Raw genomic sequence first — 16211 nt, 5'->3', positions numbered from 1 at the left:
TAGCAAGTATCTCCAGATTGTTATTTTAATACAGCCTTTCCATTCTATGTCTTAGACAACAGAAGTCTAAGACATAGAATGGAAAGGCTGTATTAAAATAACAATCTGGAGATACTTGCTATGTCTCGTCGCTGTGAACTAACTGGTAAGAAGGCAAATAACGCTTTTGCTGTTTCCCACTCCCACCGTCGCACAAAACGCCTTCAGCACGCCAATCTGCAAAGCAAGCGTGTTTGGTGGGCAGGCGGAAATCGTTGGGTAAAATTAAAGCTGTCTACCAAAGCAATTAAAACCCTAGAAGTCAAAGGGTTAGAAGCAATGGCGAAAGAAGCTGGTATTAATCTCAATCATTACTAAGTAACCTGGTATTTGATAACCTGAGACTATGTACGGGAGACAGGATAAGCGGCTTTGGCCGCTGTTCATCCTGGTTCCCTACCAAAATCAGACTGAAGTTAGTGTTAGGCGGCTCATTACCCAAAATTAATTCTGAATTACGAATTATCCCTGTTGTATCTGCTTTTGTACCCAAAGACGAAAAGCTTTGAATGTTGCATTTCTGCCTTCGGTTATAGTTTGCTCAAGATATTGAGTAATCGCTTCACCTAGTTTAAATTGAGGAAAATTTAGGCTTTGCTGAGACTCTACATAATGCTCATTTTCTAGAACATTAATTTGGAGCTTTCCTTCGTTAAAACGCCAAAGCTCAGGTACTTTTAATGCTTCATAAATATTAGGATGAGTGCGAGAAGTAATGTCAACTTCTATAGCTAAATCTGGAGGGGGGTCTACTGTTAAATCTAGACGCTTCTTCCCACGAATCTTAGATTCATTTTTTATATAGAAACACTGGTCAGGTTCTATACCTTGAGCCATTACTTGGTTTTTGAAAGTTGTAGAACCAAGACTGATGAACTCAGTATTTAGCTCTTCCAGAAGCGCTTTGACTAAATCGCCAATAATTTCTTTATCATATTCATGTTCTGGCAGTGGTGCCATAATCTCCAGTATTCCCCTGTCATAAGCAATTCGTGCTACACGGTGTTCCCCTAAATCCTCTAGAATTGTTTCCAATTCCTGCCAGGTTACATCTCGCAGTAACACTCTTTGTCCTGGTGGAACATGGATGCGCTTTAATTCCAACAACATCATCTCCACTCCCAGTAGCTTATATCTAAATTTAGCTTACTCTACTAATTCATTGCGACAATTTTTGCTTGTATCGAATTGTCGAATGCTTACACGCCGCAGCTTGTTGTCGGATATCACCCAACTCCTCATAGAAGCGTCAGCAGGGGAGCATAGTTTAAAGAAAAAACCTCTGGGGACTCCAGAGGTTTTAGTTCCTGATTTAGTTTCTATTGGTTACTACAATTTGTCCTCAGTCATTTCCAGATAGAGAAGGAAATTATTTAATTTGAAAGGACTTAAGGGTAAGCACACTTTCTATAAGTATCTAAATATACTAAGCCAAAAACTAATGAATGATCTTGCAAAAATATTTCTTGAACCAGAGGAAACTGTCAACTTTTTCAAAAATTTAGTAAAACCTGTCTTTAGCTAGAGCAAATTAGTCGTAAATACGTCTAGAAATGCTTTTTTGCCAAACTAGAATATTTTCATACTATAGATAGAGATATATATCATATATATGGCAGATAGTAAGGGATGTAGTTTTCCTACTATGGGCAGATGTAGACTTAATATAAACTCATAAAAATCCTGTATTTTTTAGAAACCAATGAGTTAGGTATCTTGCCATTTGTTCCGATAATAAATTTTAAATGAGCAATTTTTATTAAAGCGGAAACTCTATGTTAAACTCTTACTTTTTTTATTCCGATGATTTGTAATATTTTAGTAAAACTATTATCAAGTTTTGATAAATATTTTTTATTTTCTATGAAAGCTATTTACTAGATGTAAGATTATCTTTAAATAAGGAATAGTAGATTAAGATAAAGATTGGGTAACTGTCACTTCGGCGTTGCAATTTTCTTCGAATTAGGTTCAAATTTAGGACTATCTACTGATGAGAAAGCCACTAGTTTTAGATAGTCTAAGAAGTAGATTCTTATTCATACCTGACCTTGAATGTTTTTCGCTTCCCATTAACGAAACAAGATCCAATTTTTTGTTGGTAATCAAAACTTAACCTACTTAAATATTAGTAGGTTAAGCTATAAACCGTATTGTAAAACTCAGTAAAATCATCAATATAAGGGCTACCCGAAGCCTTGAAAGTGTTTACCTATTACCATCAACTAGGGGTAATGGTCTTAACCAATACCATTATTGCACCGGGCTTCAGGAAAATCTGTCAAGTTTTAGCGGCTAACAAGTGATTGGTTTAATTGTTTGAAGTATTTTTATTCCAAGTGAAGACCATTAACGTCCAATTTTAATTTATTAAAACCTGAATCAAGACAGTAATATCGCTCCTAAATCATCAGAATATTAGGGGTATATATACCTGTCGCTATTTGCACACCACGTCAATATTTAATTAACCTTCTAGGCTCAATTAATTTGCAGTTGTAAATCCTGGTATCTCAGGACTAAAAACAGTTGCAAAAGACACGTTTGCCCACGTTTGATACTTGGTAAAAACTGATAAAAATTATGTCAGAAAATTTCAGTCAAGAGAAAGCTTTTGAATGCTATGACATGCATGAGAGTAAGTTCTTAACACCTTTCCAACGGAAGGCACTGCTGAAAAACCTGCAAGCTAATTTACAACCAGAATATCGTCGGCGGATTGAAATTATGTTACTTGCTGATAAAGGTAAATCTCAAAGCCAAATCTGTGAAATCTTAAGTTGTTCTCAGGAAATGGCACGGTACTGGATTGGTTTAGCAGAGGCAGGTTTAGCACATAAATGGAATGAGCGACCGATAGGTAGACCAAAAACTGTTAACGATCAATATATTGAACGCTTGAAAGAATTGGTAAGTAATAGTCCGCGTGAATATGGTTACGCATTTAGCTGTTGGACAGCACAATGGTTAAGTAAACATTTAGCAAATGAATTTGGCATTGCAATTACCGATCGCCATGTTAATCGGCTGCTAAAAAAAATGGGACTTTCTACTAAGCGCAAAAATTCTTGTCCACAAGAAACTGATAAAAATAAAGATGCTGGTATTACAATCTGCGACTTGCAATCTAACTCTGAATCTAGTTTGCATTGGTCATTTAATCTAATTCAGACCAATAACTAATACTGTTTTGGAGGTTAGAAAATGCCATCAGCGTTTTCCCAGCAATATTTAGCTGAACAAATTACCCAAGTCTTAGGTAAGTCGCTGTCAAAGGAAGAACTTGATACGTGTCTTAGAGGGCTGAAGATTGTCGAACCACAAATAGCAAAGCAGTTTTGGCAAGCAACTACAACTGACACAGGAATTTATATTGTCCTGAGTGGTAAAGTCAGGCTGCTGGATAGCTCTAATAATTTAATTACTACTCTCTTTTCTGGAGCGTCATTTGGCGAGTTGACTTTATTTCCAGAAAAGGAATTCAGTCCTTATGTGGCTAGAGCTTCGGCAAACTTAAAGCTTTGCTATATCAACCAAGAGACTTTACAAGAGGTAATTCAGACATCGCTTAGTGTCCGCGATCGCCTTTTAAGACGCGCAGAGGTCTGGGATTTGCTGCTGTTATGTTGTTACAACTCCTTAATTGGGCATAATGGCTCCGTTGAGGAGACATTCAAAGCGCTATCTCTATTTGAGCGACACAATCTAGAAAGTGGTTCTTTGAGTGCCAATCTCACTAAAGATATCAAGCTTTGGTTGCTGTATCGGGGCGAACTGCTGGATTCTCATGGGCGAAGATTGACACCTGGAAACATATACGTGAATCCCAAAGACGGAAGTTTGCAGGTAGCGCAATCAGCGATCGCTTACAGTTTGAGTAATGCGGATTGGCAAACAGCCCTACAACACTGGCCGCAATTAACAGAGTTGATAGATTCCCAAGAGCCTCAAACTGTCCTGGAGAGTGGAGATTTGGGGCTGGGAACCAGAAAAAACTTTTCCCAATCCCCAATTCCCAATCCCCAATTCCCAATTTCTAACATTGAGCCAAAACAAAAGCAAAGGAAACAACGACCGTACTTTCCTAGCCCAAAAGTAAAGGCTGGGCATTGGTTGGGACGCTTGACTAAACGGTATCCGTTTTTTGAACAACAAAGCGCCTCTGACTGTGGAGCATCTTGTCTGGTGATGATTAGTCGCTATTGGGGGAAGCGCTTTAATGTCAACCGCATCCGAGATTTAACTAACGTTAGTCGTAGTGGGGCATCAATGCGGGGTTTGACAGCCGCCGCAGAAAGTATCGGCTTTTCTACCCGTCCGGTGAAAGCTAGCTTCGATAAACTAGCCCAACAACCCTTGCCTGCGATCGCTCACTGGGAAGGTAAGCACTATGTTGTCGTTTATGAAGTCAATAAAAAACGGGTGATTATTGGCGACCCCGCCATTGGTCAACGTACCCTTACCGCTAGCGAATTTAAAGCCGGTTGGACTGGTTACGCCCTGTTATTACAACCCACAGACTTACTCAAAGAAACCCAAGAAGCGACTACAGCATTTTGGCAGTTTTTTGATTTAGTCAAGCCTCACTCGCAAGTACTGTTAGAAGTGTTTCTCGCTTCGGTGTTGATTCAGGTGTTTGGACTAGTTACACCTCTATTTACCCAGCTACTGTTAGACCGAGTAATTGTCCAGGGTAGTACTTTAACTTTAAACGCCGTTGGTTTAGGCTTACTAATTTTTGGTTTTTTCCGCGTTGCTCTGAATGGACTGCGGCAATATCTACTAGATCACACAGCCAATCGTCTGTCACTAACACTGCTGGTAGGTTTTATTAAGCATACCTTTCGCTTGCCCCTAGCTTTTTTTGAGTCACGGTACGTTGGCGATATTGTCTCTCGCGTCCAAGAAAATCAAAAAATTCAGCGTTTCTTAACTGGAGAAGCACTATCTATTGGTTTGGATTTGATGACAGTATTTGTCTATCTGGCATTGATGTTTTGGTATAGCTGGCAAATGGCATTGTTCAGTTTAGCGATCGTTCCGCCTTTTGTATTCTTGGCGCTAGTCGCTACACCTTTTTTGCGTCGCATTAGCCGCGAAGTTTTTAATGCTTCGGCTAAAGAAAACAGTTATTTAATTCAATCTCTCACGGGTATTCGCTCAGTTCGCTCAATGGCAATTGAGCAAACAGTCCGATGGCATTGGGAAGAACTGCTGAATAATGTCATTAAAAAGACCTTTAGCGGACAGGTAATTAGTAACCAACTACAAATTTTTAGTTCTAGTATCGAATCACTAGTTACTACAGGATTACTTTGGTTTGGTGCATGGCAGGTAATTCAAAATCAACTAACCATTGGACAATTAATTGCCTTCAATATGTTGTTAGGAAACGTTATTCGACCTTTCCAACGACTCGTTGTCTTGTGGAATCAGTTGCAAGAAGTGATCATTTCCACCGAGCGAATTAATGATGTTTTAGAAGCAGAGCCAGAAGAAGATTTACAATTTCAACCACGTCAGACTTTAAGTAGTTTACGCGGTCATATTTTATTTGAAAATGTGACTTTTCGTTATCATCCAGAAAGTGAGATTAATGTGTTAGAAAACCTCAGTTTTGAAATCAAACCTGAGCAAACTATAGCAGTTGTGGGGCGTAGTGGTTCTGGAAAAACAACCCTCTCCAAACTGATTTTAGGGCTATATCTGCCGACGGATGGCAAAATTTTGATTGATGGTCAAGATTTGACTAATATTTCTCTGCGATCGCTCCGCTCCCAAATTGGCGTTGTAGACCAAGATACCTTTTTGTTTGGCGGTACGATTCAGGAGAATATCAGCATTGCTCATCCAGAAGTTTCGCAAGAAGAAATTATTGAAGCGGCGCGGCTAGCAGGAGCAGATGAGTTTATTAAGCTAATGCCAATGGGCTACGAAACCCAAATTGGTGAAGGTGGGGGTATGTTATCTGGTGGACAACGCCAACGCCTAGCGATCGCTCGTGCTTTGTTAGGAAACCCCTGCTTCTTGATATTCGATGAAGCAACCAGTCACTTAGACGCTGAATCTGAGCGGATTATTCAGCACAACCTGACAAAAATTCTTCAAGGACGCACAAGTTTAATTATTGCTCATCGTCTCTCTACAGTGCGTAATGCTGACTTAATTTTGGTTTTAGATCGGGGCATTTTGGTCGAAAGCGGCACTCACGAGCAATTAATCGCTAAAAAAGGACATTATTTTTATCTCAATCAGCAACAACTAGCGCAGACAGGTTGAAAGGGACTCAGAAATAGGGGATGAAGGAAATTAGATATTCGTTCATCCACCTTTGAACTGGATTCATCCACCTCAGATACTCGTTCATCCATCTTTGAACTGGATTCATCCACCTCAGATACTCGTTCATCTACCTTTGAACTGGATTCATCCACCTCAGATACTCGTTCATCCATCTTTGAACTGGATTCATCCACCTCAGATACTCGTTCATCTACCTTTGAACTGGATTCATCCACCTCAGATACTCGTTCATCCATCTTTGAACTGGATTCATCCACCTCAGATACTCGTTCATCTACCTTTGAACTGGATTTATCCACCTCAGATACTCGTTCATCCACCTTTGAACTGGATTCATCTACCCCAAATACTCGTTCATCCACCTTTGAACTGGATTCATCTACCCCAAATACTCAAAATCTCCAATCCAGTCCTAATTACAAATTAGCCTGTCCCTAATCCCCAACGTCCAATTCTTATGCCAAACCCATCTAATAATTCATCATCCGCTTTCGCCATCCCAAAATCAACTGAATTTCACTTGGTGGAAGACACAAATGCCATCTTTAATCCTCAGACACAAAAAACATCTGAAGCAAACGATTGGTTTTACGGCACCGAGGAACTGCTAGATGCCTTACCAAAACTCTGGACGCGCTCCATGTTGTATTTACTAGTAGGCTTTGCTGGAATTATCTTACCTTGGGCAATGCTTTCTAAAGTTGATGAAACAGGGAGCGCCAGAGGACGCATGGAACCTGAAGGAGCAACCCAAAAATTAGATAGTCCAGTTACTGGTAGCATTACCGCCGTCAATGTCAAAGAAGGCTCAACTGTAAAAGCAGGACAGATTCTAGTTCAATTAGAGTCTGATGTGCTGCGAACCGATTTGCAGCAGGTGCAGACAAAACTGGAAGGTTTATTGAATCGGCGATCGCAACTGGATCTCCTGAAAAACCAAATTATCTTGACGATTAACATCCAAGAACAACAAAATAAATCCCAAGAATTAGAAAAACTTGCTCAAGTTAGTCAGGTACAGCAAAATCTTGATGCTAAACAGAGTACCTATAACTCACAAAGACTAGAAAAATTGGCTTTAGTGCAACAAGCTAGCCAGAATATCAGTTCTACCCAAATTGCTCAAAAGTTAGCGAAGAGTCGTTTCAGCCGAGATGTCACAGAAGTTGCGCGTTATCGCCAGCTTTTGCGGCAAGGTGCAATTCCCCAAATCAAAGTTGTGGAATTAGAAAAGATTGCAGAAGAAAGTCAACGCTTACAGGAACAAGCAAAATCTGATATCACACAAGCACAGTTGCGCTTCAAAGAAGAACTTAACCGCTATCAGTCGTTGATGGGTCAAGCCCTTTCAGATATTCAGCAGGCAAAACTTAGTCTGCAAGAACAGCAAAGCAGCTATCGCAGTGTGGTACAAGCAGGTAGACTAGCGGTGCTGAAAAATCAGGAACAGCTTAAAGATTTACAAGGACAAATTACTAACCTGCAATCAGAAATTGCTCAAACAGGAAGCCAGATTGCATCTTTACAGCTACAGATGCAACAACGAATAGTGCGATCGCCTGTTGATGGTACAGTTTTCGAGTTGCCTATCCACAAACCAGGATCTGTAGTAGAACCAGGACAGATGCTTGCCCAAATTGCGCCCAACAATACTCCTTTGATTCTCAAAGCGCAGATGCCTAGTCAACAAAGTGGTTTTTTAAAGGTAGGAATGCCAGTTAAAATCAAATTTGATGCTTATCCCTTCCAAGATTATGGGGTAGTGCAAGGCCGCGTTAGCTGGATTTCGCCTAACTCGAAAGTTCAAACGACGAATCAAGGTAACATCGAAACCTATGAATTGGAAATCTCCCTACTTCAGCCTTATATCCAAACTGCCAACAAACGTATCCCTCTAACACCAGGTCAAACTGCAAGTGCAGAGGTGGTTATCCGCCAACGCCGGATCGTAGATTTTATTTTAGATCCGTTTAAGAAGTTACAACAAGGTGGTTTGGAGCTTTAGAAAATTGCCAACTTACAGCAATTTTCAGGTAATTAAACTGTAGCTTAGAGCATGAACAACAAGAACCCCGACTTATTAAAAAAGTCGGGGTGAGCTTCATGGTTCAATTTCTATCAAGCATTACTAACTTGTATTTGAACAATTATTTTATCTTAATTTTTAATTACTTATGTCTTTTGCTGATATTTATAATCTTAATGCAAAAATATTAATTTTATAAAAAGATTTTCACAATCGCACAAAATTAAATATTAAGGCTACTATTAGACAGAGGCAATAAATAATTAAATCTGAAAATTATAGTACAGATATAATTAATATTGTCCGATTAATCCTGATAATATCCTAATGATTTAGGTTAGCCATTGGAGGAATTAAATGATGTCAAATGTATTGACTGTTTCTCCTGATGATATTCTTGACCACATAAAACTTGCTTGCCAAATCCCTAATGTATTAGAGTCGATCGCAACCAGAAAAATTATTGAGCAGGAAGCGAAAAAGGCAGGTATTCAAATTGGTTTAGAAGAACTGCAACGCGCAGCAGATAGCCTGCGTTTAGCCAACCAACTGCTCAAAGCAGAAGATACTTGGGCGTGGTTAGAAAAATATCATCTTTCTTTAGACGACTTTGAAGCAATAGCCGAAAACAACCTTCTCTCAGCCAAATTAGCAAATCATTTATTTGCAGACAAAGCTGAACAATTTTTTTATGCACACCAACTCGATTACATTGCAGCAGTCACTTATGAAGTTGTATTAGATGATGAAGATTTAGCACTAGAACTATTTTATGCGCTGCAAGAAGGGGAAATTAGTTTTCAACAAATTGCCCGTCAATACATTCAAAATACCGAAATACGCCGGGCTGGAGGATATCAAGGAATACGTCTACGCACTGATTTTAGACCGGAGATTGCAGCAGCCATCTTTGCTGCTAATCCCCCACAAATTCTCAAGCCAATAACTACTCCCAAAGGAGTGCATATAATTGCAGTTGAGGAAATCATTAAACCTCAATTAGACGAACAAAGACGACTGAAAATCATTGGAGACTTGTTTACTAATTGGTTAAAGTCACAAACTGCTGCTATGGAAATAGTAACAAAGCTCACAAAGGATGCTAGTTCTAAAGTATCTAAAGATGTTTTAATACAGGCTTAATACCATCACTATCATTTGTGGTGGCTTTAGCGCTTTTCTGGTTGCAGCCAATCTCTTACGCAACGCAACCATGCCACTGTTCTAAGATAGGATTGCTACAAGTATTGACGTTAGGGGAGAGGTGCCAGCTAATAGAGAATAATCTGTACCCAATCCCCTTAAATATCAGTGTTTAATTTCCAAATTAAGTATGTAGCATCCTAACTGGACTTTTTCTGCCCACAATTCATATTCCAGACGCAAATGCTCTGGTAAAGGATGTCCGTTGAGAGTTAGGCTACTAGTAAAATTTCGTAACCGAATAGGGTCGTTAGGTTGCAACGACTCAGTTGGCAACCAATAGCGACTAATACCATAAACGCCCTGTTCCCAAAAGTGACGGTAACTCACTTGAGCGTTACCTTGCATAGTCATGATGACTCGATAAGGGGAAATCTCTAGCCACAAAATTCTCGGACTGTTAGGGGCGTAAGCTTTGCTCTTACTTTGGGGAAGCGTATTCTCTGGACTTACGACACTCTCGACTTCGCAGCTTATTAGGGGCGGTGCAGTTAGCAGCAAATGGAATCTATCAGTATCTTTTTGATACAATGTCGCAGCAGTTTCGACAACAGACCAGATTGGTAGGTCAGTGGAAATAAGTGATAAGCACACGGGCTTGCGGTGATGAGTCAGCATGGGAGCGATAAGGGCTAAAAGCTATTGAACAAAGTGAAATGAACACTCTAGCTGTCTAATAAATCAGGATAAGGAACTAAATAGTAAAACAGGCTTAATATTAATGAATCCGCTAATTTGTTATTAAGCTACATAAATCCGCATATAGACGGGTGTAATGTCAGCTTAGAAAGCAAAATCAGTACTTTTTCTAGAGACAGCTAATTCGTAAGCAAAGCTTGTAAATATTCTAAGGCTATAGCCTTAAAACAGTGAGAGTCGTTTTGGATGCTAAGAAACCTTCTTGAGGGAGACTTCCCGTAGCTTGAAGTAAGTTTCATACAGCAAAAGATGATAGGATACTGGCAATAAGTCACCAGCAGTAAAAAACAAAGTTCCTGCTGAACTTTCGATGTATTCAAAAGCCAGTGTATCCTAATATCGGCTTCTGTTATAACCCAGAGACCGGACTTCAAAATGTAGTATGTATTTATTTTACAAAAATACCTTAAATGTTTATCGAAACCATTAAGTATTTATACTTAATGCGGTCTGGATTTGAGGTTAACGAACAACATTGCAGCCATAGCTAACTACTCGAAATTTATCTAGAATCTATTACAAAAAATATTATTTAGGGAAAGTTAATATTCCTATACTTAAAGGTATTAATTTATCTATCAAAGACGGAATCGCACTGAAAAATCACTGATAAGGGTGAGATTACTGCAACAGAACGAATCTTTAACCACCCAAATCAACTTTCTGAAGGTCAGTCAATAAGCTGACTTTAGTTATAACAGATGAACCGACGGTTGCATTAGATAGCAAAATATCCCAAGAAGTGATGAATTTGCTATCAGAATTGAGCGAGCAGTGAATGACTATTGTGATAGTAACTCACAAACAAAATATTGCAGATCAAACAAAACAACTGATTTATGTCCAGGATGTTTTAATTGTCTCTTGATTACCCAGATATAAAATAACTAATCTAGATTTTTTTGCAATTATTTTCTCTGCTCAACAGTCTTATTACTTACTCATTGCTGTTAAGAATTTTTGGAACTTTGAAAAATTCGCCTTCCTGTTCAGGCGCACTGTTAAGAATACTTTCACGATTAGCATAGGGTTGCAATTCATCCTCTCGTGTGATATTACTAACATCAATGGCCCGTGTTGTTGGGGGTACATTACTGACATCCAGCTCATCCAACTGTCGAATATAATCCAGAATACTTCCTAATTGCGTAGTAAATTGTTTCTCTTCTTCTGGAGTCAACTCTAAACGAGCCAGATTAGCTACTTTATGAACTTGTTCTTGGTCAATCATAAATTGTTATTTGTCATTGGTCATTTGTCATTTTTAATTGGTCATTAGTCCTGAGCAAGTGACAAAGAACTAATGACTAATGACTAAAAGAATACGTCAATCTGCGATCGCCCGGTGGTTTTCAACCAGTTTTGGGCTTCGATGTAGTTATTGGGAGCCATGCGAATAGCTCGAATCCAATAGTCTGCGGCTTGGTCAAAGAGTGCTTCGCCAGCCTCGTTATCTCCAGCTTCTTTTTCCTTTTCGCCTTGGTAGTGATAAATCACAGCTATATTGTTCAAGGCTTGGGGTAAGCGTGGGTTTAACTCAATTGCCTGGTGATAGAGTTCTAAAGCTTTGTTGTGGTCGCCGTTGCTGGCATAGATTAGCCCCATGTTGTAGAGAATATAACCGCGATCGTTGGTATCTTCCTCTAATGTTAAAGCTTCTTCATAGTACTCCAATGCTTCAGCATATTCCCCTTCTGCTTGGGCCGACATGCCATCTCGATAATAAACAAACGCTTCTTTAGCTTTTTTGTTGGTTGGCAGGATCTTCAAGATGATATCTGCCATCACTGTAAAGGATTTGTCAACAAAATTATCGTTTTTTTGTGTTCTTGGCATATTTGTCTCTGGGTATTACTAGGTATGGGGCATTGGGTATGGGGCATTGGGCATTGGGCTAGGCACAATAGGTAGAAGTGCAAAGGGGCAGAGAGGAAAAACTTACTGCAACTTCTCCTCTGCTCCCCTGCTCCCCTGCTCCCTGCTCCTTCATCTCCCTCATCTCCCTCATCTCCCAATCCCTTGGCACGCTCAATAGTTAATTTAACTGATTTGTGGGGGTCTTCTCCTCACTGAGTGGGATGATGCACTCTGGGCTATTATGCCGAGAGTTGTTTACCAAGGTGCTAACTGGATACGAAATCATTGCTGGCGCTGGATAGGGACGCAATAGCTGCTGTAGGGTTTGGGGTGTTTGGACTTGAGAATCTAGCCATAAATCGTAATCTTTTGGCTCTAGAATCACTGGCATCCGGTCGTGGATAGGTTGAAGTAATTCGTTTGCTGCCGTTGTCAAAATTGTACAAGAGATTATTTCCTCGTTAGCAGGCGACCGCCATTTCTCCCATAAACCTGCAAAGCCAAAGGGTTGTCCATCTTCAAGGCGAAAATAAAACGGCTGCTTTTTACTTTTACCTTCTTGACGTTGCCACTCATAAAAGCCATCGGCTAACACTAAACAGCGGCGATGTTTAAAAGCCGAACGAAAAGCTGGTTTTTCGGCAACAGTTTCTGCCCTAGCATTAATCAGCTTTGCTCCCATTCCTGCATCTTTTGCCCATGAGGGAATTAATCCCCAATGCAACTGCTGAAATTCACGCTTTTCGCTTTCGGGGTTTTGTAACACAGTTGCCACCATTTGGGTAGGCGCGATATTAAAATTGGCTGCTAAATCTAGAACTGGCTCGACATGGAAAACTTGGGCTAAAGCTTCTACTGACTGGTTTAGAGTAAATCTTCCACACATACTTTTATTCCCAACCACTAACTAAATTAAATATTTCAATCTAGAAATCAGTAATATTTTTTTTATTTTTTCAGATAATTTTATTTAGCACTAAAAAGCTAAATTTTAAAAGAAATTATCCGGTTTTGGGAAAATATTTTGGTAAGATATTGTATTTTAAACCTTCACTTATCAACATATTGATAACTGCATTTTAGCATGGAACTACTGCGTTTGTACGATTTTTTACCTTCCGGTAATGGTTATAAGATACGTCTTTTATTCACACAACTAGGTATGCCTTTTGAAAGGGTAGAGCTTAATATTTTGAAAGGCGAGACTCGAACACCAGAATTTTTAAGTAAGAATCCTAACGGAAAGATACCTATTCTAGAAATTGAGCCAGGGCAATACTTAGCAGAATCAAATGCCATATTGGTATATCTGAGTGAAGGGACAGAATTTTTGCCTTATGACCGCTTTTTACGAGCGCAAGTGCTGCAATGGTTATTTTTTGAACAGTATAGCCATGAACCTTTCATTGCTACATCAAGATTTTGGATTTCTATTTTAGGTAAAACTGAAGAATATAGTGAAGCTATCAAGGAAAAACGCGAACCAGGTTATGCAGCACTTAGCTTGATGGAAAAACATTTAACCTCTAACACTTTTTTTGTAGGAGAGCGTTACACAATTGCTGATATTGCCTTGTTTGCTTATACTCATGTAGCTGACGAAGGTGGGTTTGATTTAACACCATTTTCTGCTATTCAAGCTTGGATAGAAAGAGTCAAAGCTCAACCAAGATATATCAGCATTACAGAAGTATAAAAAGTTTATTTTACAATATCGTGTCTCTCATTTATTGCCTCTGCTAGGGGTTGTCTTGACAAAGAGGTAAAGTTTTTCAAGAAGACATTACTCAATATCAACTAAGTACCTGTATCAATTTCTATCAGCTTTTGACGAGAGGATAAACCCGACTTGATTCTGATATTAGATTTGGCTACATCAAATTTTTTTGCTAGAAGTTTAATTAACTCTTCATTAGCCTTACCATCAACTGGGGGCGATTTTAAATATACAGTCAGACTACCATCAGGTTGTTCTTCAATTTTTTGCTGTTTTGAATTAGGTTTAACTTTGACTTTTTTTTGCATAACCCATTTTATATAATTGTCGCAGCCATAACCAACCTACAATACAACCCAATGCGTAATGAGGAAAATCCCACCATACAAAAGTAGTGCCAAGTAATAATTTACCTATCAAGGTGGCACGAATTTCATTTAATAGTGGCGGATGCCAAAGTTGTAAGAATTCTAGTATACAGGTGATGACAAAAACCCATATAGGAATTTTGATTATGGCCGCCCGACTTCTAAACAACCAAAAAGCAAACAGACACCAAAATATTTCATAAAGTATATCTCCTCCGTAGTCATTAAACCACTGATGACCAGACCCACTGTAAAACTTAGAAAAAAGGCCCATCGGTACAACGATGAGCATAGAAATAATAATCAATATTGTTTGTTTACGAGATTCGAGCATTTTATGAAGGCTAAAGACTAAGGAAAATTTTAGCCTCTACACTGCTCTTTCTTAAGAATTCCTAATTTTGTATTTTATTAATAGTACTTACGTCAAACTACAGATTGTAAAGGCAATTCATAAATTGCCCTTACCTGAAAATCTTTTTTCGGCTATTGTTTGCGTAAGTCTTGTTAGGGATATCTTCTGCTACCAGCGCCCACTACACCGATTTTGTGGCGATAGGAGAGTTCGGCACCGAACCAGCCGGAAGCGCTGGTCAGCGTACCAACAACGAGCGAAATTAACAGTCCCCAGGGAACTATTCGTGATTCAGCATCGCCCCAACGTAGGAGGAAGTTGACGAGTGATAAAACTAGGATAGAAACGTTAAGGATCAAATGCACCCAACCGGCGGTGCGCTTGCGAACTCGTTCAATTTTCAAAAAGTCGCTCAGACCGATCGCAGCAGCGAGTAAACCTCCAGCTAATCCGAGTCCGATTAACCATAGCGAAGCCCTAGCCCAAAAGAAATCACCAGTTAACCAGTAGCCGATGTCACTTCCCAAGGCGGCGGCTAAAAAGGCGATGGGAAAGATCACACTCAGGGGATGTAGGGGATGTCCTGCGATCGCAACTGTGCTAGGTACGCCAGTATCCCGATATTCACTATCATTACTTTCAATAACTGGTGGAATATTGGGAAAAGGTGTTGAACTTGTTTGCGTTGTTTCTGTACTTTCCATTATTTAGTATCCTCAATTAATTAGTTTTTAAGCAGAAGGGATTTGTTCAATATAAGCTTCAGCTTGTAGGGTTAGTTTGCCTACTTCTGCTCTTAGTTGCCTAACTTGTAGATTCATTCCCTCTAAATCAAAATTACTCAAATTCAAAATCTCGCTAGTTTCATCTATTAAAGATTTTGTTAAATCTGGCGATATCTCTTCATTTTCGCCATATTCAACATTTTCTAGAGAAACTGTTTTTCCATTATGGCTTATCTGAGGAATCGCAGAAAAAGCAACTTGATGATTCTCACCTGTTTCTACTAATTTTATACTGGCATTAAGCGCTATTTTTCCATCACCAGGTAGTCTAAACTCTACATTTTGTGGTTCAATAGTCGTCAATTGCCCGTTAACATGGATTTTTTGACTTTGCAGCTGCGATCGCACATATTCTGAGTTAAAGGCGCGATTGATATCAGCTTCGGTTAACACAACCTGGGCATTAGCTTCAGTAGGTTGGGTAAGTTCGATTTTTCCGAAAGCCACACTCAGAGGGTTTATGGCAACGTCAGTCATTTGCATTTTTAATTCCTCCATACGGAGGTCTTTTTGCATTACTAAACCTTCGCCTTCAACGCTGACTGAATCTACCTGTCCCTGAACTAGTTTCAACGGATCTGTTTTAATGTTTACATCTAAGTTTTCGGCTTCATCTAATTGGCTGGATAAGCCTATCTCTGCGGCTTTATTTAGCGCCTGCTCTCCTAATCCAGAACTTTCTGGCATTATTAAATTAACTCCTATAAATAGCTAAATAACATGCACTTAAATAAGTTAATAAATTAAGACCATATTTTTATCTATCTGGCGAGGTAATATAGATTTAATTATTATCTATCTAAAAGTAGAAGAACATAGTTTATTTTAATTTCAAACGCTTCTTGATTTAGAAAATATT

At 39.2% G+C, this 16211-nt stretch carries 17 protein-coding genes; 7 read left to right on the top strand and 10 right to left on the bottom strand.

The features are described from left to right. Positions 1–120 precede the first annotated feature (120 nt). Positions 121–357: a 50S ribosomal protein L28 gene (gene rpmB / locus G1O98_RS22010; RefSeq protein WP_114082227.1), complete on the top strand. Its 237-nt coding sequence runs from the start codon at positions 121–123 to the stop codon at positions 355–357. 144 nt (positions 358–501) lie between these two features. On the opposite strand, the gene G1O98_RS22005 is transcribed toward rpmB, so the two are convergent. Beyond that, positions 502–1149: a Uma2 family endonuclease gene (locus G1O98_RS22005; RefSeq protein WP_163931801.1), complete on the bottom strand. Its 648-nt coding sequence runs from the start codon at positions 1147–1149 to the stop codon at positions 502–504. Between the two features lie 85 nt (positions 1150–1234). Here G1O98_RS22005 and G1O98_RS22000 point away from each other — a divergent pair, with 85 nt between their 5' ends. The 3 genes from G1O98_RS22000 to G1O98_RS21990 all read left to right on the top strand — a co-directional run bounded on the left by G1O98_RS22000 (position 1235) and on the right by G1O98_RS21990 (position 6318). Next, positions 1235–1399, top strand: a complete 165-nt coding sequence (locus G1O98_RS22000; protein WP_163931789.1) for a hypothetical protein — start codon at positions 1235–1237, stop codon at positions 1397–1399. Between the two features lie 1223 nt (positions 1400–2622). Beyond that, entirely contained in the window at positions 2623–3222 is a 600-nt protein-coding gene (locus G1O98_RS21995; RefSeq protein ID WP_163931786.1) for a helix-turn-helix domain-containing protein, read from the top strand. Positions 3223–3243: 21 nt separating this feature from the next. Beyond that, positions 3244–6318 carry a peptidase domain-containing ABC transporter gene (locus tag G1O98_RS21990; RefSeq protein WP_163931783.1) on the top strand — a complete coding sequence of 1025 codons (3075 nt, stop codon included), beginning with the start codon at positions 3244–3246 and terminating at the stop codon, positions 6316–6318. On the opposite strand, the gene G1O98_RS21985 is transcribed toward G1O98_RS21990, so the two are convergent. Beyond that, positions 6291–6704 (bottom strand): hypothetical protein, encoded by a 414-nt coding sequence (locus G1O98_RS21985; RefSeq protein WP_163931780.1) that lies wholly within the window; start codon positions 6702–6704, stop codon positions 6291–6293. The two genes, G1O98_RS21990 and G1O98_RS21985, sit on opposite strands and share 28 nt — an antisense overlap. 95 nt (positions 6705–6799) lie before the next feature. Here G1O98_RS21985 and G1O98_RS21980 point away from each other — a divergent pair, with 95 nt between their 5' ends. Together G1O98_RS21980 and G1O98_RS21975 are read left to right on the top strand one after the other, a co-directional pair. Continuing rightward, positions 6800–8347: an HlyD family efflux transporter periplasmic adaptor subunit gene (locus G1O98_RS21980; protein ID WP_163931777.1), complete on the top strand. Its 1548-nt coding sequence runs from the start codon at positions 6800–6802 to the stop codon at positions 8345–8347. 381 nt (positions 8348–8728) lie between these two features. Then, positions 8729–9511 (top strand): peptidylprolyl isomerase, encoded by a 783-nt coding sequence (locus G1O98_RS21975; RefSeq protein ID WP_163931799.1) that lies wholly within the window; start codon positions 8729–8731, stop codon positions 9509–9511. A gap of 165 nt (positions 9512–9676) precedes the next feature. On the opposite strand, the gene G1O98_RS21970 is transcribed toward G1O98_RS21975, so the two are convergent. The 4 genes from G1O98_RS21970 to G1O98_RS21955 form a co-directional block, all read right to left on the bottom strand. Next, positions 9677–10189, bottom strand: coding sequence for a hypothetical protein (locus tag G1O98_RS21970; RefSeq protein WP_163931775.1), 513 nt, complete (start codon positions 10187–10189; stop codon positions 9677–9679). Between the two features lie 1018 nt (positions 10190–11207). Further along, entirely contained in the window at positions 11208–11501 is a 294-nt protein-coding gene (gene gatC, locus G1O98_RS21965) for an Asp-tRNA(Asn)/Glu-tRNA(Gln) amidotransferase subunit GatC (protein ID WP_163931772.1), read from the bottom strand. An 83-nt stretch (positions 11502–11584) separates the two neighbouring features. Then, positions 11585–12106 carry a photosystem I assembly protein Ycf3 gene (locus tag G1O98_RS21960; RefSeq protein ID WP_012409902.1) on the bottom strand — a complete coding sequence of 174 codons (522 nt, stop codon included), beginning with the start codon at positions 12104–12106 and terminating at the stop codon, positions 11585–11587. Between the two features lie 199 nt (positions 12107–12305). Continuing rightward, a complete protein-coding gene (locus G1O98_RS21955) occupies positions 12306–13013 on the bottom strand; it encodes an SOS response-associated peptidase (protein WP_163931769.1) in 708 nt (235 codons plus the stop codon). Positions 13014–13211: 198 nt separating this feature from the next. On the opposite strand from G1O98_RS21955, the gene G1O98_RS21950 reads away from it, so the two are divergent. Continuing rightward, positions 13212–13823 (top strand): glutathione S-transferase family protein, encoded by a 612-nt coding sequence (locus G1O98_RS21950; RefSeq protein WP_163931766.1) that lies wholly within the window; start codon positions 13212–13214, stop codon positions 13821–13823. Positions 13824–13924: 101 nt separating this feature from the next. Here G1O98_RS21950 and G1O98_RS21945 read toward each other — a convergent pair whose 3' ends face one another. The 4 genes from G1O98_RS21945 to G1O98_RS21930 form a co-directional block, all read right to left on the bottom strand. Beyond that, entirely contained in the window at positions 13925–14152 is a 228-nt protein-coding gene (locus tag G1O98_RS21945; RefSeq protein ID WP_163931762.1) for a DUF167 domain-containing protein, read from the bottom strand. Then, positions 14130–14546: a DUF2809 domain-containing protein gene (locus G1O98_RS21940; protein WP_163931759.1), complete on the bottom strand. Its 417-nt coding sequence runs from the start codon at positions 14544–14546 to the stop codon at positions 14130–14132. The genes G1O98_RS21945 and G1O98_RS21940 overlap by 23 nt, the downstream gene beginning before the upstream one ends. Positions 14547–14719: 173 nt before the next feature. Continuing rightward, positions 14720–15271 (bottom strand): DUF2231 domain-containing protein, encoded by a 552-nt coding sequence (locus G1O98_RS21935; RefSeq protein WP_163931756.1) that lies wholly within the window; start codon positions 15269–15271, stop codon positions 14720–14722. A gap of 27 nt (positions 15272–15298) precedes the next feature. Then, a complete protein-coding gene (locus G1O98_RS21930; protein ID WP_163931753.1) occupies positions 15299–16039 on the bottom strand; it encodes a DUF2993 domain-containing protein in 741 nt (246 codons plus the stop codon). Between the last annotated feature and the right edge of the window lie 172 nt (positions 16040–16211).

This window comes from Nostoc sp. UIC 10630 (assembly GCF_010747425.1).
In the GTDB taxonomy this organism is placed as follows: domain Bacteria; phylum Cyanobacteriota; class Cyanobacteriia; order Cyanobacteriales; family Nostocaceae; genus Nostoc.
The sequence above is the reverse complement of the archived record's forward strand: the minus strand, read 5'-3'. Positions and strand labels throughout refer to the sequence as shown.